Source organism: Campylobacter concisus (genome assembly GCF_003048445.1).
GTDB classification, from domain to species: Bacteria; Campylobacterota; Campylobacteria; order Campylobacterales; family Campylobacteraceae; genus Campylobacter_A; species Campylobacter_A concisus_BF.
In genome coordinates this window covers 60,511-76,205 of record NZ_PIQW01000006.1, presented here as the reverse complement: position 1 = coordinate 76,205, position 15,695 = coordinate 60,511, and the positions used below count along the sequence as shown (strand labels likewise).

Here is a 15,695-nt window from a genome sequence, read left to right as displayed (position 1 = left end):
TCTAACTAACTTTTAACCTTTTTTAAAGTAAAATCAGGGCTCATTTTAGCTGACAAAAAGGTAAATTTCACAATGGATAAAAAGAAAAAAATAGCCCTGATCACTGGCATCTGCGTAGTTTCACTTTTGCTTATCTACACGCTACTTGGCTTTTTTGGTCTGCCTTATGCTATCAAAAATATCGCGCCAAAGTACCTAAAAGACTACAACGCAACGCTTTTTGTAAGTGATGCTAAATTTAATCCATTTACATTCGAGCTAAACGCTACAAATGCCGAGCTAAATACCACTTCGCCGCTTTTTAGCACGAAGCAGATCGACCTTAAGCTAAAGCCATTTTCTATATTTAAAAAGCTAGTTGAGATAGACATTTTTAGGCTAGATGAGCCAAAAGTAAAGATCGCAAGAGACAAAAAGGCAAATTTTAACTTTAGCAATTTTATAAGCGATGATAACACAACTAGCGAAGATAACAGCACTAGCTCGATAAATTTCGCGCTAAATAACGCAAAAATCATCAAAGGCTCATTTTCATATAGTGATCAAAATTTAACAAAGCCATTTAACGTAAGCTTTGATGATATAAACTACGAGCTTAGCTCGCTAAATACGAAGAAAAATAGCGCAGGTAGTCACATATTTGACTCAAACTCAAGCCTCGCACATAAGATCGATTTAAAAGGCGACATCAAGCTAAATCCACTAAAAATAGAGGGCAACGTCAGCATAAAGGACTTTAGCATAAAGCCAGTTGCGATAAGCTTCATCGACAATGACACGTTAAATCTCAAAAATGCCATTATAAACTTAAAGATAAACTACGCTTTAAATGCCGATGAGAACGCAACTAAGATAAATTTAAAAGATGGCTTTTTAAATGTAAAAGGACTAAGCCTTGATGAAGGCGCAAACGAGCTTAGCCTTGGCGAGCTAGAGCTTCCAAAATTTGACCTTGATAGCAAGATAGCGGACAAAACGGAGGCTGCGCTAAATTTAAGCGCTGTAAATTTAAACGACATCTCTTTTAAAAGCGCTATCGCTGCGAGCGTAAAATCACTAAATTTAAATGAGATCTCGCTGCTTGCAAATTTAAATGAAAAAAGCGAACTAAACGCCACAGCCAAGCTAAAAAATATGGGTGCAAACGCTTTAAAAATAGATGAAGCAGATAGAAATTTAGCAAATTTAAAAGATATAAATGCTTCAAATTTAAATCTAAATTTAGTAAATAACAAAACTGCCCTAACGCTTGAAAAAATAGCACTAAATGGCATCAACGCGCCACTTAGCAAAAGTGCAAATGCAAATGTAGCAAGCGCTGGCGTGACAAATACAAGCTTCACAATGGATGGCAACAAGAGCCTTGCGAGCCTTGATGAGCTAAATGTAAAAAACATAGGGCTTAAAGCAAAAAATAAAGATATAGCAAGCGTCGCTGATGTGGCGATAAAGAGCATAAGCTTTGATCTTTTAAAAATGGCTCTAAATATCGCTAGTGTCGATGTTAATAAGCCTAAATTTACTTCAGAACTAAACGACAATGGTCTAAACGCTGTAAATGAGCTAGGATTTAGCGAGCAGAGCGCAAAAGCTACAAAGACGGCAAAACACTCTAAAAAAGTGGAGAAAAAGGCTGAAAATAAAAGTGCTTCAAAAAGCAAAGAAAATGAGTTTAAATTTGATGTAAAAAATATAAGTGTAAATAACGCTGACATCGCTTTGACACACCTTTTTGAAGGCAAGAAGATCGCTCATAAATTTGATAATCTTTTTGTAAAAGTAGCAAATTTAAGTAGCGATTTTAGTAAGCCATTTGACGCAAAAGTAGCGATGAAGAGCTCACAAAAGCTAAATTTGGATGTTGAGTCCAAGATAAAGATCGAGCCACTTGACGTGAGTGCTAAAATCAAGCTAAATGATACAAATTTACCAAAATATTTTGCCTACGCAAAGCCCTTTTTAGAGGCCGATCTAGCTAGCGGACAGATGAGCGCAGATGCCCAGCTTCACTATGCAAAAGATATCAAAGCAGACGCAAAAGTTAGCATAAAAGATATAAGGCTAAATGGCAAAAAAGCTGAAAAACTAATCGCCTTTAAAAGCCTTGATCTTGAAAAAATTTCATTTGCCAAAAACGACCTTACTATAAGCGGAGTGAGCTTAAATTCGCCATTTATTAAGGCTCATCTAAACAAAGAGCGTAAATTTAACCTATCTCAGATCGTAAAAGAAGATAAAAATAAAGCTAAAACTGAGGCAAAACCTGAGACCAAAAAAGTAGCTAGCAAAAAAGAGGACGAGCTAAAATTTAGCGTTAAAAATTTCTCTTTAAAAAATGGCGAGGTTGATTTCTCGGACGCATCGCTATTTATGCCATTTGCCACAACGATCTCAAAGCTAAATGGCAAGCTCACCGACATCGATAAAAAGCGCCCAAGCTCAGGCGAGTTTCAAGGTGTGGTTGGCAAAAATGGCTTTGCGCAGATCACTGCAAAACTCTTTCCGTTTGAACTAAAGCAAAATACCGATATAAAGCTTGACTTTAAAGATATCGATCTAGTTAACGTGACACCTTATAGCGGGCAGTTTGTGGGCTATAAGATCAAAAAAGGCAAGCTAAATTTAAACCTAAACTATAGCGTCACCGACTCAAAACTAAATGGCTCAAATTTTATAAATTTTGACTCTCTTACACTTGGAGAGAAGGTTGAGTCAAAAGATGCTGTAAATTTGCCACTTTCACTTGCTATCTCGATACTTAGCGATCAAAATAATCAAATAAACATCGATCTGCCAGTTGAGGGAAATTTAGACGACCCTGACTTTAAATATGGCGGCGTCATCTGGGCTGCTGTGAAAAAGCTCTTTGCCGACATCACGCTAGCTCCATTTAGATTTTTAGGCAACGCCCTAGGACTTGGCAACAAAGATCTTAGCTCTATTGATTTTCTTGCTGGAAGTAGCGAGCTTATAAGCTCAGAAGCGCCTAAGATAGCTGATTTTATAAAGCTAACTGGCTCAAAACCTAAGATGAAGCTTAGCATAACGCCAACATACTCAAAACTAGACGAGAGCTTTTATAAAAACAAAAAGCTAGATCAAAAGATCAATCAAATCATCGCTTCAAGCGGCAAAGACTACATCGCAGTTTTAAATGAGCTTGTGCCAAATTTAAAAGATAGAAACGAAAAAGCTTTAAGAGAAGAGGCGCTAAAGGGCATCGAAGTCGATAAAGCAAAGCTAGTAGAGCTTGCAAATGAGCGTGCAAATGCGGTAAAAGAGGCGCTTATAAAAGCTGGGCTTGAGGCTAGCCGCATAAATATGAACGATGCAACAAGCTCAGAGCCTAAGCAAAACACCTACACAAGCGTGCTAATGGGAGTGGCGAACTAAATTTCATTTATTTCGCTGCTTCTTGCATTATAGACAAACCAGCTAAGAAGCATAAGCATCATAAATGCGCCAAAAATAAGGCTTGCGTAAAAATATAAGTTAAAATCAGCTCCGAGCAAATTTGCGTTGTGAAGGGCGATCATAACGCCAGCTAAAGCGATTAAGTAGCCAATTAGCTTGATGATGAAAATTTTTGGATTTACAATGATCAGCAAAAGGCCGCAAAGTATGATACCAAGGGCTATTTGTAAATTTGAAACGTCAGCTTGAGCGTTTGAGCTAAGTGTTAAAAAGCCAGCTAAAAGTGCCATTAGTATCATCAAAACTGCATAAACCGCCCTGCTTCGTCCAAAGCCATACATAAAGCAAACAAAGCCCTTATTTTGCCTGTTATAATCCATTTTCGCTCCTTTTGGAAGTTTGCTTATTTTAATGCCAAATTCTTAAATAACGGCTTTAATCTGAAATTTCACTCATTTTGGCTAATATTTTGCATCTTAAAAAAGGAGCAAAAATGCCTTATGTTAATATCAAAATAGCAGGCCCAGAGCCTACAAAAGAGCAAAAAGATCAAGTTTTTAAAGAAGTAACCGAGACGCTTGCGAGGGTGCTTGGCAAGAAAAAAGAGGCGGTTATGATATTTTTAGAAACTCACGATGCTGGCAATATCGGCGTAGCAGGCGAGAGCGTAGAAGATAAGAGAAAGGGGATAAAATGAGCGAATTTAGTAAAGCGGACTTAGAAAGAAAGATAACACTTGAGGTTGGCGACAAGGCGCCAGAGTTTGAAGCGCTAAATCAAGACGGCGTAAAGGTTGCGCTAAAGGACTTTGTAGGCAAAAACGTGGTGCTTTACTTCTACCCAAAGGACAACACTGCTGGCTGCACAACTGAGGCTTGCGAATTTAGCGCAAACTACGATCAGTTCATCAAAAATGACACCATTATCATCGGCGTTAGCCCAGATAGCGTGAAGTCGCATGTGTGCTTTATCGCAAAGCAAAATTTAAAGCACATCCTCTTAAGCGACGAGGATAAAGAAATTTCAAAGCTTTATGGCGTTTGGCAGGTCAAGAAAAACTACGGCAAAGAGTATCTTGGCATCGTAAGAAGCACCTTTGTGATCGGCAAAGACGGCAAGATAGTTAAAATTTATAAAAGCGTAAAAGCCAAAGACCACGCCGCAAAAGTGCTAGCTGATCTGGTAAAATAAGGAGCAAAGATGAAGCTTATAAAAATGCTAATTTTAAGTGCGTTTTTTGCGCTAAATTTATCAGCACTGACTGAAGGTGTGGAGTATCAAACTCTAGCAAAACCGCTTAACGTGCCTAAAAACTCAGTCGTTAAGGTCTTTAGCTACGACTGCCCTCACTGCTATAAATTTGACCGAACGATCACAAGAAAGTTGATGGCAAAGCTTGATGGGGTCAAATTTATCCCATATCACCTAAGCACCAAAGGCAAGCTTGGCGAGACAACAAGTAAAATTTTCGCCGCTCTTATATCGATAGATGAGGCAAATGGGACTGATCTGCTAAGCGATGAGTCTAAATTTAAGCAAGCTAAATTTGCGATCTACAAAGCAAGGCACGATGAAAAAGATGACTTTAATGACGGTAAAGACAAGCAAAGATTTATCGATCTAGCGCTAAATGCGGCTCACGTGAGTAAAGACGAGTATGAAAAAGCGCTAAGCTCAGATCGTGCAAAAGAGCTTTTAAACGAGTGGTTTGCCTCTTATGATGTAGCAAGCATCAGCGGTGTGCCAGCCTTTGTGGTAAGCGGAAAGTATCTGATAAGTTTAAGCGCAGCATCATCGATCGATGAGATGGCAAAGACGATAAAAGAGCTTTTAGATAAGTAACTTTAGCCTAAAATTTACGGACATTTTGGGCTTAGAAATGTAAATTTAAAGCAATTTTAGATAAACTCGGATCAAATTTCTAAAAAAGAAAGGTTTAATTATGAACGCTTCAGAATTCATCTGGATGGATGGAAAATTAGTAAAATGGGACGATGCAAAAGTACACGTTCTAACTCACTCTTTGCACTATGGCAATGCCGTATTTGAGGGCACAAGAGCTTATAAAACAAAAAAAGGTCTAGCTATTTTTAGACTCAAAGACCACACAAAAAGACTTTTAAGATCAGCAAAAATGACCGTTTTAAACGTGCCTTACACAGAAGAAGAGCTTGAAAAAGCGCAGATCGAGCTACTTCGCGCAAACAAATATAACAGCAATGTCTATATCCGCCCACTTATCTTTTTAGGATACGGCGTGATGGGCGTAGCGCACACAAAAGCACCAGTTCAAACCGCTATCGCTTCATGGGAGTGGGGTGCTTACCTTGGCGATGAGGGCCTAGAAAAAGGCATCAGGGTTAAAATTTCAAGCTTTGCTAAACTAGCTCCTGCTGCTCAAATGAACAGAGCAAAAGCTAGTTCAAACTACCTAAGCTCACAAATGGCAAACTACGAAGCAAAAGAGGCTGGATACGACGAGGCGCTGCTTCTTGACAGTGAGGGCTTTGTAGCTGAAGGTCCAGGCGAGTGCTTCTTCATCGTTGAAAATGGCGCATTGATCACTCCACCAAATGACAACAGCCTACTTAGCATCACTCAAGATACAGTCATAAGACTTGCTCACGACCTTGATATCGAAGTAAGAAGAGAGCGCATCACAAGAGATCAGGCATACACAGCTGACGAGGCGTTTTTTACTGGTACAGCAGCTGAAGTAACACCGATAAATAGCATAGACAACCGCATCATCGGCAACGGTGCTAGAGGCGAAGTGACAAAGAGGCTACAAAAAGCTTACTTTGACGTAGTTTATGGTCTAAACAAAAAATACGAATCATTTTTAACATATATTTAAGATTTAAAGGAACGAAATGCCCGCTGATTTAAATGATTATTTCAACAAAAAAAAGCCAGGTAATGATAACAGAGGCTCAGGTCAAAATAATGACAAAGAGCCACCTTTTAAAAAGGATTTTAAAATGCCAAATATACCAAGCGGCTTTGGCAAATTTGGTGCGCTAGCCTACATCATAATCGCCATTATCGCGATCCTTGCTATCACTCAGCCATTTAAAGTGATACACTCAGGCGAGGTCGGCATCAAAGCCACAGCGGGTAAATATGAGCCAAATCCTTTGCAACCAGGGTTTCACTTCTTTTTGCCATTTATCCAAAATATCATTGTAGTTGATACTAGAGTTAGGATCATCAACTACACTTCAGGCGAGGACATGGGCGAGAGCTTGCAAAAGTCTTATCAGGGAGCTGGAATTTTACGCAAAAACTCGATCTCGGTTTTGGACGCTAGAAATTTACCAGTTAGCATCGATATCACCGTGCAGTACCGCCTAAATCCAGAAAATGCACCACAAACTATCGCATCTTGGGGTCTTAGCTGGGAGAGCAAGATCGTTGATCCTGTCGTGCGCGACGTGGTTCGCAGCATCGCTGGTAAATACACAGCCGAAGAGCTACCAACTAAAAGAAATGACCTAGCAAGGCAGATAGATGAGGGCATAAGAAAAGACATCGACTCTCAGCCAAACAAGCCAGTCGAGCTCTTAACAGTGCAGCTTCGTGAGATCATCTTGCCTTCAAAGGTAAAAGAGCAGATCGAGCGTGTCCAGATCGCTAAACAAGAGGCAGAGAGGACAAAATATGAGGTCGAGCGTGCAAATCAAGAGGCACTAAAACAAGCTGCCCTTGCAGAAGGTAGTGCAAAAGCTGCGATCATCGAGGCAAAAGGTAAGGCAGATGCTATCAAGATCGAGGCTGATGCGACTGCGTATGCAAACAAAGAGATCGCAAAAAGTGTCGATCAAAATTTATTAAATTTAAAGCAGATCGAGACGCAAAATAGATTTAACGACGCTCTTAAAGAAAACAAAGATGCCAAAATTTTCTTAACACCTGGCGGAGCTGTGCCAAATATTTGGCTAGATGCAAAAGATAGGGCAAAAGCTAGCTCGGTTAGCGAAAGGTAAAAATGAATAGCGTAGCAAAAAGTATAGACTGGCAAAAAGTTGGTGGATTGCTCCCGGTGGTGGTTTGCGATCACGCTACAAACGAGGTTTTGATGCTTGCTTATATGAACGAAGAAGCACTGAATTTAAGTCTATCTAGCCGCTACGCTCACTACTTTTCACGCACTAAAAATAGAATTTGGAAAAAAGGCGAAGAGAGTGGTAATACGCAAGAGATCAAGGCTGTATTTTTAGACTGCGACAACGACACCTTGCTTTTAAAAGTCGTTCAAAAGGGAGGCGCTGCTTGTCACACTGGGGCAAGGTCTTGCTTTTTTAACGAGATAAATTTAGAAAATTTAGAAATTTCTGATGAAAAAAGCGAGGTTAAAAAGCCAAGTTACGGCGTCATTGACGAGCTTTATCACGTTATAGAAGATAGAAAGCTAAATGCTGATCCGCAAACTTCATACGTGGCAAGTCTTTTTAAAAAGGGTAAAAATCAAATTCTAAAAAAAGTTGGCGAAGAGGCTACAGAGCTTGTCATGGCAGCAAAAGAGCTTAGTTTTGCCAAGCAGATAAAACAAGATGAGCAAAAGGCAAAAAATGACCTCATCTATGAAGCAGCCGATCTTTGCTTTCACACACTTGTGGCGCTTTCGGCCCACAACATACATCCAGATGCCGTCAAAAACGAGCTTGCAAGGCGTTTTGGCATGAGTGGCATCGAAGAAAAAAGATCGCGAGATGTTAAATAGCATCAAGCATAACATACTTTTCATACTTCAAAACGCCAAACTTATCGACTTTCTAGCCTATGGCTGGGTGTTTTTAGCCTTTATATTTATCGTTCTTTTAGGAATTTTCGTCGCGATAAAATCATGGTGGCAGATAGGATTTTTATTTATCCTAGCTGGTTTTTTGGGACTTTTTGCAGGCAACTACTACGCAAATAAATATATAAATGAAAATCTAAGACCAGTTATCATAAGCAAAATAAACACGAAACAGCTTCAATATGTCGATGCGTTGATGGTTGATTTTAACATCACAAATAATTCAAACTACACATTAAACGTTTGCAAAATCGAGCTTGGCTTCTACCTTGGCTCAAAGCAAAGTACGAGAAATTTTCTAAATTCACTAAACCCTTTTGCTAAAAAAAGGATCATTTTAAATGAAGCGCTTTTGCCAAAGCAGAGCAAGCATATAAGAGAATTTGTCAATGACTTTGCCTTCATTGACTATAATATCACCAAAAAAGCGGAGTGTTTTTGATGAGTTCAAACTACTTTACTATCGTTCATATCATCGTGCTTTTCGCGATCGCACTACTTTCTATTTTATTTCTTGTGCTCTCGCTTAGAGCCGAGCGAAAGCTATTTTTATCACTGCTTTTTACAAATATTTTGGTCTCAACCACGCTTGCCATTTTTTTGATGCTAGTTCTTGATAAATACACCAAAAAAGGCATAGTCGAGGGCGTAAAAAGCGAGCGAGTGTTAAGAAATGAAAGCATCGTCTTTCGAGGTCAAGTAAGAAATGTCGGTAAATTTACCATTAGCAAATGCACTCTTACAATTAAGCTTATTAATCAGCCGCTAAATAAAAACGATCTTGGTGGCGAAGCGCTATTTAAACCAAGCGGGCTCTCATTTTTCTCATGGGTTTTTGGAGGCGATGAGGACGAGAGACCAAACACTGTGGCATATAAATTTGACGTAGCTCAAAATTTACCAAAGCAAAAAGCGGTGCCATTTACCGTAACTATGCCCTATCCGCCATATTTTAAAAATGGTATGAATATCACAAAACTTAGTTGCTACTAATAAATTTAGATAAATTTTTAGTATTTATTACATTTTGTAGTTACAAACTGGCTAAATTTCTCTTAAATTTAAAAAGTTTAATACCTAAAAATTTGGCTTATATATAAAATAAAAAATTTTAAACCAAAGCCAAAAGGCAATGGTTTAAAATTTAGTTTTAATGTCTTGAAAGATAGTTTGTATCGTAGTTGTTGCTTAAAAAGTCTTTGTTTTCCATCATGGCGATGTGAAAATCTTTTGTTGTTTTTATGCCGCTTATTATGAGCTGATCAAGAGCAACTTTCATCTTATGAATGGCTCTATTTCTATCAGTGTCCCAAACTACGAGCTTACCGATCATGCTATCATAATACGGCGGTATAGAGTAGTCTTGATAGATGTGGCTATCCATTCTCACGTTGCGGCCACCTGGGCAGACATATTTTGTGATCTTGCCAGGGCACGGAGTGAAGGTGTTTGGATCCTCAGCCGTGATCCTGCACTCGATCGCATGGCCTTTTAGCTCGATGCTTTTTTGTGACGGTAGCTTTTCGCCCTCGGCAACTTTTATCATAAGCTCGATGATATCAAGTCCGCTTACCATTTCGCTTACTGTGTGCTCGACTTGAAGCCTTGTGTTCATCTCGATGAAGTAAAAGTCTAAATTTTTATCAACCAAAAACTCAAACGTACCAGCTCCCTCGTAGCCGATCGCTTTTGCCGCTTTTATGGCAGTTTCATGTAGCCTCTCTCTTGTTTTTTCATCAAGCAAGATAGCTGGGCTCTCTTCGATCAGCTTTTGGTGACGGCGCTGCATAGAGCAGTCGCGCTCACCTATGTGAAGCACGTTGCCATGGCTATCGCCGATGACTTGAACCTCGATGTGGCGTGGGTTTAAGATATATTTTTCCATATACATTGTGCCATCGCCAAATGCACTCATCGCCTCGCTCTCAGCCGACCAAAATGCTTTTTCTAAATCAGCCTCTTTTTCAACCACGCGCATACCGCGTCCGCCACCACCTGCAGCAGCTTTTAGTATGACAGGATAGCCTATCTTTTTGGCTAGCTCTTTTGCTGCTTTTGTGTCAGCCACAGCGCCGTCTGAGCCAGGGATGACTGGCACGCCAGCTCTTTGCATGACCTGTTTTGCCTTGCTCTTGTCACTCATCAAAGCCATCGCAGCAACACTTGGTCCAATAAATTTAATCTTGTGGTGTGAGCAAATTTCAACAAAATTTTGATTTTCACTTAAAAAGCCATAACCTGGAAAGATAGCGTCTGCTTCGCTGATCTCAGCTGCGCTTATGATAGCTGGGATGTTTAGGTAGCTATCGCTTGAGCGCTCTTTGCCGATGCAAATAGCCACGTCAGCGTATTTTACGTAAAGCGCGTCTTTGTCTGCGGTTGAATAGACTACAACGGCTTCTTTACCCATCTCCTTTATCGTTCGCAAAGCACGAAGAGCGATCTCACCGCGGTTTGCGATTAAAATTCTTTTTAATTCCATTAATTTTTCTCCACGCCAAATAACGGCAATCCAAACTCAACTGGCTGTCCGTCAGAGACTAGCATCTCAGTGATCTGGCAGTCAAACTCAGCCTCGATCTCGTTCATGATCTTCATAGCTTCGATAATGCCCACTACATCGCCCTTTCTCACTCTTTGGCCTGCTTTTACAAATGGTGCAGCGCCTGGGCTTGGAGCAGCGTAGAAAGTACCTACCATAGGAGATTTTATGCTATCTTTTGGCGAATTTGCAGCTGGTTTTACCTCTGAGCTAACGACAACATTTACAGGTGTTGGCGTTGGAGCTGCTGCTTGTGCTACTGGCTTCGCAGGCGCGCAATAATCAGCAAATTTCTCTACCTCGACCTCAAAATCACCACTTTTTATCTTGATATGATTCATCTCCATACCATTAAAAAATTCGATAAGCTCTTTTATATCTTCTTTTTTCATAGAAAATTCTCCTAAATTTTTATATAAGCCCCTAATTGTAGCGAAATTTAAATAAATTTAATTTTTAGCTGGCATAAATTTTGTGCTAAAGCCTACTTTTTTCTAGCAAATTTATAATGAAAAATAAGATAAAACTAAGCACAACCAAAACAAGGCTTAAAGCGAGTGCCTGATCGCTTCTGCCGTCATAGACTGCATTGTAGATAGTAAGCGAGATGGTTTGTTTTGCCTATGATATTGCCACCTAAAATGAACGTTATACCAACCTCGCCAAGCCCTCGCAAGAGCGCTAGGATAAAGGCTGCTGCCACGCTTTTTTGAGGCATAAAGATTGCTTTTTGTATAAATTAACTAGCTCTTTTGCCTGCGCCAAATTTTGCCAAAATGGTATAATCTCGCAAAAACAAAAGGATAGACATGAACGAACTTGAGCTAAAGATGCAAGGTAAGATAGAGAGGCTAACAGACAGGACTTTTAAGCTAGATCCTAGGATCGGCGAGGGCTACTTCACGGCGAAATACTTTATAAAAGTAAATGAGATAATTAAGCAAAACCTGCCAGATCAGCGCGTGACGATGCAGTTTTTCCAAAGGCGTGATGATATCGTGCTTTGCGGTATCGACGAGGTTTTAGCTATCATCAATAAATTTGCCAAAAACCCAAACGAGCTTGAGATTTACGCACTTGATGATGGCGATATCATAAACGCAAACGAGCCAGTTTTAAAGATAAGTGGCAAGTATGAAAATTTCGGCTTTTTAGAAAACGTGATCGACGCGACGCTTACTAGAAGAAGCTGCGTGGCGACAAACTCTAGAGACGTGATAAGAGCGGCAAATGGCAAGGACGTCTTTAGCATGGCAGACAGACAAGACGACATCTGCACGCAGCCAGGCGACGGCTATGCCTCATTTATCGGCGGTATAAAAAAGGTCGCCACAGACGCTCAGGGTGAGCTTACAGGGCTAAAAGGTGGTGGCACCATGCCTCACGCGCTCATTCAAATGTGTGGCGGAGACGTGGTAAAGGCTTGCCAAATTTATGCTAAAACCTTTGAAAACGAGCAGATCACGGCACTAGTTGATTATAACAACGATGTGATAACAGACGCACTAAAGGCCGCAAATGCCCTAAAAGAGAGGCTTGGCGCAGTTAGAGTGGATACTAGTAAAAATTTGATAGATAGGCATTTTGAAGGCAAAGATACGAGTAAATTTGACCCGCATGGCGTTTGCAAGGAGCTTATATTTGCCCTAAGAGAGGCACTTGATAAAGCTGGCTTTAAGCACGTTAAAATCGTCGTTAGCTCAGGCTTTAACCCGCAAAAAATGAGCGAATTTGAGAAATTTAACACCCCAGTTGATATTTATGGCGTTGGAAGCTATCTTGTTAAAAATGATATTTGTGGCTTTACAGGCGATCTAGTCGAGCTAAACGGCAAAAGCGAGGCTAAATTTGGCAGGAAAAATTTTGCTTCAGATAGACTAAAAAGAGTGAAATTTTAGGAGAAAAGATGAAATTTATCAAAATTTTAACGTTTCTAGCGCTTTTGCTCTCTAGCTGCATGGCTGCAAACTACGCTAACGCCTTTGAAAAGGTTGGCATAGTTGAAGACGGCGTTTACCGCTTTAGCCAAAATGGCGCAGGACTCAAAAAAGACCTGCTCGTAAAGGTGATCTCGGTGCAAAATGCGGACAGCCCCCGCAAAAAGATCATCTCCATGCTAAATATCCCTAAAAAATCAAAAATAAATGACTTCAAATCAAGCGACGCAGGCGTTATAGTCTGGCCATTTTATGAGTTTGAGGATAAATTTATAACAACGATCATCGTTGAGCGTGTAAAAAAAGAGCTTGATGATCAAAAGCTACTTAAAATGCTTGATCTTAAGCATCCTTACTACTCGACCTTTTCGTCACGCAACAAGGGCAAAAATGACGCCATAGACGTGAAATACGTGCTAAATTTCAAAGAGGCAAAGCTGGTAAAAACATTTAAAAACCGCCCTTAAAACTTTATTTTAAATAAATTTCATTAAAATGGCGTAATCAAAAAAAGGATCACCTTTGCATAATCTAAAAACCATAAACGTCGCTCACTCGCCAGACGCTGACGATATTTTCATGTATGCTGCGGTCAAATTTGGCTGGGTTAGCAGTAAAAATTTAGCCTTCACATCAAAGGCGCTTGATATAGAAACGCTAAACGAGGAGGCGCTAAAAGGCACTTATGAGGCTACGGCGATCAGCTTTGCGCTCTATCCAAAAATTTGCGATGAATTTGCACTTTTACGCTGTGCGGTGAGCTTTGGCAACGGATATGGCCCAAAGCTTATCAAGCTAAAAGATAAGCAGCTAAAGCGAAATTTTAAAGTAGCACTCTCTGGCAAAAACACGACAAATGCCCTGCTCTTTCGCATAGCCTACCCAGAGGCAAGGATCGTTTATAAAAATTTTCTTGAGATCGAAAATGCCGTGCTTAGCGGCGAGGTCGATGCTGGCGTGCTCATACATGAAAGTATCTTAAATTTCTCAGACCAGCTCTGCGTCGAGCGCGAAATTTGGGATATCTGGAGCGAGCTAAACGGCGAAAATTTACCACTCCCACTTGGTGGCATGGCGCTTAGACGAAGCCTGCCCATAACTGATGCTATCGAGTGTGAGAGGGTGCTTAGCGAGGCCGTTAGGATCGCCACTTCACACAAGCCATTTTTATCTCACATGCTAATGGAGCGAAATTTAATAAGAGTTGGCAAAGACGAGCTTAAAGCGTATCTAAATTTATACGCAAATGACGAGTCAATAAGCATGAACGAAACGCAGCTAAAAGCGCTAAATAAGCTATATCAAATAGGCTATGACAAAGGCTTTTTTGAAAAAGCTATCGACGTAAACGACTACCTCATCCCAACTGAATACAACGAAGTAAGGTTTAGCTGATGCAAAGTACGCTTGTCTCACTTGGAGTTGAAACCTTTAAGATCGCCCTTTATATCAGCCTTCCGATGCTACTAAGCGGCCTAATAGCAGGTCTTATCATCTCCATCTTTCAAGCGACCACGCAGATAAACGAAACCACGCTAAGCTTTGTGCCAAAGATCTTGCTAGTCGTCGTTGTTATCATATTTTTAATGCCTTGGATGATCTCGATGATGGTTGAATTTACCACTCGCATGCTTGATTTTATACCGGAATTTATCCAGTGACGAGGCTTGTTGATTTTTCTAAATTTACATCGGTTAGGATAGGCGGCGTGCATGAAATTTTCGAGGTTGATAGCCTTGAAGATCTAAGCTCGCCTCACTTTTTAGGCGCAGTGATGATAGGCGGAGGAAATAACCTTCTTATCTCGCCAAATCCCCCAAAAATGGCGATGCTTGGCAAGAGCTTTGACTACATAAATTTAGAAATTTGTGATGAAAAAATTTGCCTTGAGATAGGTGCTGCGACAAAATCCGCTAAAATTTATAACTTCTGCAAACAAAACAACATAGCCGGCCTTGAGTTTTTAAAAAATATCCCTGGCACGCTTGGCGGACTTATCAAGATGAATGCTGGGCTGCTTAAATTTAGCATAAGCGACAACCTCACACATGTGCGTCTGGCTCGTGGCTGGGTGAGCAAAGATGAGATAAGCTTTAGCTACCGCCACAGCGGCATAGATGAGGCCATTTTGGGAGCTAAATTTGAGCTTTCTAGTGGCTTTGACGCGAGCATATCTGAAGCCATAAGCGCAAAAAGGGCAAACCAACCAAAAGGAGCTAGCTTTGGCAGCTGTTTTGTAAATCCTGAAGGGCACTTTGCAGGGGCATTGATTGAAGCAGTTGGACTAAAGGGACACGTGATCGGCGGAGCGAAATTTAGCGAAGAGCACGCAAATTTTTTGATAAATTTTAACCACGCAAGCTTTGAAGACGCCACAAATCTTATAAATTTAGCAAAGGCTAGGGTTTTAGAGAAATTTGGCGTAGAGCTTAAGACTGAAGTTTGCATTTTATAAGGATAGTGATGAGTGAGTTTTTAGCAGAAGTTTTAACACTTTCTATTTTGTTTATTATGATTGGTTTTTATGCCATTTATAGGGCTAAAAAGGCGCAAAGCGAGCATGAGAAAAATATGGCTGATTATGATAAAAATCTACTAAATTTTGCTCAAATTTTAGGTGTGCAAAACTACATCGATCTAGTTAAATTTGATGAAATTTTAGCCCAGGCCTTAAAAGAAAAACTAATTTTTAAATTTAATAAATCTATCTCACAAGAGAAGTTTATCTCTTTTATAAAAGATGAAAATTTCAAAACCAAACCCAAAATTTCACAAAATAGTGTCGATGAAACTTTTTTAAACCTTTGCGCAAGCTCGCTTGTAGAGCCACTAAAGCTTGCGATACTAAAAAATGAAGATCAAATTTATGGATTTTTGTTTGAAAAAGAGCAGCTTTTTGCTCTCATTGATAGCGCTGCGCTGCTTGGCGAAAATATTATAATTTGCGAGTAAATCAAGTAAAATTCATCTCTTTTTAGATAAAATCAAGCCAAATTTCAAC

19 protein-coding genes are annotated in these 15,695 nt (G+C 40.0%); 15 read left to right on the top strand and 4 right to left on the bottom strand.

The genetic code is table 11. The features are described 5' to 3' along the window. Nucleotides 1-72 precede the first annotated feature (72 nt). Nucleotides 73-3,393 (top strand): DUF748 domain-containing protein, encoded by a 3,321-nt coding sequence (locus CVT14_RS04900; protein ID WP_107849840.1) that lies wholly within the window; start codon nt 73-75, stop codon nt 3,391-3,393. Here the strand turns inward: CVT14_RS04900 and CVT14_RS04895 are convergent. Further along, a complete protein-coding gene (locus CVT14_RS04895; protein ID WP_103613638.1) occupies nt 3,390-3,794 on the bottom strand; it encodes a hypothetical protein in 405 nt (134 codons plus the stop codon). The genes CVT14_RS04900 and CVT14_RS04895 overlap by 4 nt on opposite strands. Before the next feature lie 113 nt (nt 3,795-3,907). On the opposite strand from CVT14_RS04895, the gene CVT14_RS04890 reads away from it, so the two are divergent. The 8 genes from CVT14_RS04890 (at nt 3,908) to CVT14_RS04855 (ending at nt 9,208) form a co-directional block, all read left to right on the top strand. Continuing rightward, a complete protein-coding gene (locus CVT14_RS04890; protein WP_103636273.1) occupies nt 3,908-4,111 on the top strand; it encodes a tautomerase family protein in 204 nt (67 codons plus the stop codon). After that, nucleotides 4,108-4,605, top strand: coding sequence for a thioredoxin-dependent thiol peroxidase (gene bcp, locus CVT14_RS04885; protein WP_107849839.1), 498 nt, complete (start codon nt 4,108-4,110; stop codon nt 4,603-4,605). The genes CVT14_RS04890 and bcp overlap by 4 nt, the downstream gene beginning before the upstream one ends. A gap of 9 nt (nt 4,606-4,614) precedes the next feature. Then, on the top strand, nt 4,615-5,256 hold the full coding sequence (locus CVT14_RS04880; RefSeq protein WP_107849838.1) for a thiol:disulfide interchange protein DsbA/DsbL: 642 nt from the start codon (nt 4,615-4,617) through the stop codon (nt 5,254-5,256). Between the two features lie 100 nt (nt 5,257-5,356). After that, entirely contained in the window at nt 5,357-6,271 is a 915-nt protein-coding gene (locus CVT14_RS04875; protein ID WP_021093313.1) for a branched-chain amino acid transaminase, read from the top strand. 16 nt (nt 6,272-6,287) lie between these two features. After that, entirely contained in the window at nt 6,288-7,400 is a 1,113-nt protein-coding gene (locus tag CVT14_RS04870) for a prohibitin family protein (protein WP_004317857.1), read from the top strand. A 2-nt stretch (nt 7,401-7,402) separates the two neighbouring features. After that, complete coding sequence (hisIE, locus tag CVT14_RS04865) at nt 7,403-8,137, top strand: bifunctional phosphoribosyl-AMP cyclohydrolase/phosphoribosyl-ATP diphosphatase HisIE (protein ID WP_107849837.1); 735 nt, start codon at nt 7,403-7,405, stop codon at nt 8,135-8,137. Further along, nucleotides 8,127-8,657, top strand: coding sequence for a DUF2393 family protein (locus CVT14_RS04860; protein ID WP_107849836.1), 531 nt, complete (start codon nt 8,127-8,129; stop codon nt 8,655-8,657). The genes hisIE and CVT14_RS04860 overlap by 11 nt, the downstream gene beginning before the upstream one ends. After that, nucleotides 8,657-9,208 (top strand): DUF2393 family protein, encoded by a 552-nt coding sequence (locus CVT14_RS04855; protein ID WP_103558977.1) that lies wholly within the window; start codon nt 8,657-8,659, stop codon nt 9,206-9,208. Before CVT14_RS04860 ends, CVT14_RS04855 begins: the two co-directional genes overlap by 1 nt. A 157-nt stretch (nt 9,209-9,365) precedes the next feature. On the opposite strand, the gene CVT14_RS04850 is transcribed toward CVT14_RS04855, so the two are convergent. From CVT14_RS04850 to CVT14_RS10725, 3 genes are all read right to left on the bottom strand, one after another. Continuing rightward, nucleotides 9,366-10,697, bottom strand: coding sequence for an acetyl-CoA carboxylase biotin carboxylase subunit (locus CVT14_RS04850; protein ID WP_107849835.1), 1,332 nt, complete (start codon nt 10,695-10,697; stop codon nt 9,366-9,368). Next, on the bottom strand, nt 10,697-11,149 hold the full coding sequence (gene accB / locus CVT14_RS04845) for an acetyl-CoA carboxylase biotin carboxyl carrier protein (RefSeq protein WP_021093317.1): 453 nt from the start codon (nt 11,147-11,149) through the stop codon (nt 10,697-10,699). Before accB ends, CVT14_RS04850 begins: the two co-directional genes overlap by 1 nt. A gap of 185 nt (nt 11,150-11,334) precedes the next feature. Next, nucleotides 11,335-11,475, bottom strand: coding sequence for a hypothetical protein (locus CVT14_RS10725; RefSeq protein ID WP_199907321.1), 141 nt, complete (start codon nt 11,473-11,475; stop codon nt 11,335-11,337). A 91-nt stretch (nt 11,476-11,566) separates the two neighbouring features. On the opposite strand from CVT14_RS10725, the gene CVT14_RS04835 reads away from it, so the two are divergent. From CVT14_RS04835 to CVT14_RS04810, 6 genes are all read left to right on the top strand, one after another. Beyond that, on the top strand, nt 11,567-12,655 hold the full coding sequence (locus CVT14_RS04835; protein WP_107849834.1) for a nicotinate phosphoribosyltransferase: 1,089 nt from the start codon (nt 11,567-11,569) through the stop codon (nt 12,653-12,655). Between the two features lie 8 nt (nt 12,656-12,663). Further along, complete coding sequence (locus CVT14_RS04830) at nt 12,664-13,161, top strand: chemotaxis protein (RefSeq protein WP_107849833.1); 498 nt, start codon at nt 12,664-12,666, stop codon at nt 13,159-13,161. A 112-nt stretch (nt 13,162-13,273) separates the two neighbouring features. Then, entirely contained in the window at nt 13,274-14,089 is an 816-nt protein-coding gene (locus CVT14_RS04825) for an MqnA/MqnD/SBP family protein (protein WP_234398890.1), read from the top strand. Beyond that, on the top strand, nt 14,086-14,355 hold the full coding sequence (gene fliQ, locus CVT14_RS04820) for a flagellar biosynthesis protein FliQ (RefSeq protein ID WP_223154231.1): 270 nt from the start codon (nt 14,086-14,088) through the stop codon (nt 14,353-14,355). The genes CVT14_RS04825 and fliQ overlap by 4 nt, the downstream gene beginning before the upstream one ends. Continuing rightward, complete coding sequence (locus CVT14_RS04815; protein WP_107849832.1) at nt 14,352-15,149, top strand: UDP-N-acetylmuramate dehydrogenase; 798 nt, start codon at nt 14,352-14,354, stop codon at nt 15,147-15,149. Before fliQ ends, CVT14_RS04815 begins: the two co-directional genes overlap by 4 nt. A gap of 8 nt (nt 15,150-15,157) precedes the next feature. After that, nucleotides 15,158-15,646, top strand: a complete 489-nt coding sequence (locus tag CVT14_RS04810; RefSeq protein ID WP_107849831.1) for an addiction module antitoxin — start codon at nt 15,158-15,160, stop codon at nt 15,644-15,646. The last annotated feature ends 49 nt before the right edge of the window (nt 15,647-15,695 follow it).

Excerpts from the sequence above, each read along its gene's own strand:
- CVT14_RS04900 (WP_107849840.1), top strand. The coding sequence starts at position 73 with ATGGATAAAAAGAAAAAAATAGCCCTGATCACTGGCATCTGCGTAGTT.
- CVT14_RS04895 (WP_103613638.1), bottom strand. The coding sequence starts at position 3,794 with ATGGATTATAACAGGCAAAATAAGGGCTTTGTTTGCTTTATGTATGGC.
- CVT14_RS04890 (WP_103636273.1), top strand. The coding sequence starts at position 3,908 with ATGCCTTATGTTAATATCAAAATAGCAGGCCCAGAGCCTACAAAAGAG.
- bcp (WP_107849839.1), top strand. The coding sequence starts at position 4,108 with ATGAGCGAATTTAGTAAAGCGGACTTAGAAAGAAAGATAACACTTGAG.
- CVT14_RS04880 (WP_107849838.1), top strand. The coding sequence starts at position 4,615 with ATGAAGCTTATAAAAATGCTAATTTTAAGTGCGTTTTTTGCGCTAAAT.
- CVT14_RS04875 (WP_021093313.1), top strand. The coding sequence starts at position 5,357 with ATGAACGCTTCAGAATTCATCTGGATGGATGGAAAATTAGTAAAATGG.
- CVT14_RS04870 (WP_004317857.1), top strand. The coding sequence starts at position 6,288 with ATGCCCGCTGATTTAAATGATTATTTCAACAAAAAAAAGCCAGGTAAT.
- hisIE (WP_107849837.1), top strand. The coding sequence starts at position 7,403 with ATGAATAGCGTAGCAAAAAGTATAGACTGGCAAAAAGTTGGTGGATTG.
- CVT14_RS04860 (WP_107849836.1), top strand. The coding sequence starts at position 8,127 with ATGTTAAATAGCATCAAGCATAACATACTTTTCATACTTCAAAACGCC.
- CVT14_RS04855 (WP_103558977.1), top strand. The coding sequence starts at position 8,657 with ATGAGTTCAAACTACTTTACTATCGTTCATATCATCGTGCTTTTCGCG.
- CVT14_RS04850 (WP_107849835.1), bottom strand. The coding sequence starts at position 10,697 with ATGGAATTAAAAAGAATTTTAATCGCAAACCGCGGTGAGATCGCTCTT.
- accB (WP_021093317.1), bottom strand. The coding sequence starts at position 11,149 with ATGAAAAAAGAAGATATAAAAGAGCTTATCGAATTTTTTAATGGTATG.
- CVT14_RS10725 (WP_199907321.1), bottom strand. The coding sequence starts at position 11,475 with ATGCCTCAAAAAAGCGTGGCAGCAGCCTTTATCCTAGCGCTCTTGCGA.
- CVT14_RS04835 (WP_107849834.1), top strand. The coding sequence starts at position 11,567 with ATGAACGAACTTGAGCTAAAGATGCAAGGTAAGATAGAGAGGCTAACA.
- CVT14_RS04830 (WP_107849833.1), top strand. The coding sequence starts at position 12,664 with ATGAAATTTATCAAAATTTTAACGTTTCTAGCGCTTTTGCTCTCTAGC.
- CVT14_RS04825 (WP_234398890.1), top strand. The coding sequence starts at position 13,274 with ATGTATGCTGCGGTCAAATTTGGCTGGGTTAGCAGTAAAAATTTAGCC.
- CVT14_RS04810 (WP_107849831.1), top strand. The coding sequence starts at position 15,158 with ATGAGTGAGTTTTTAGCAGAAGTTTTAACACTTTCTATTTTGTTTATT.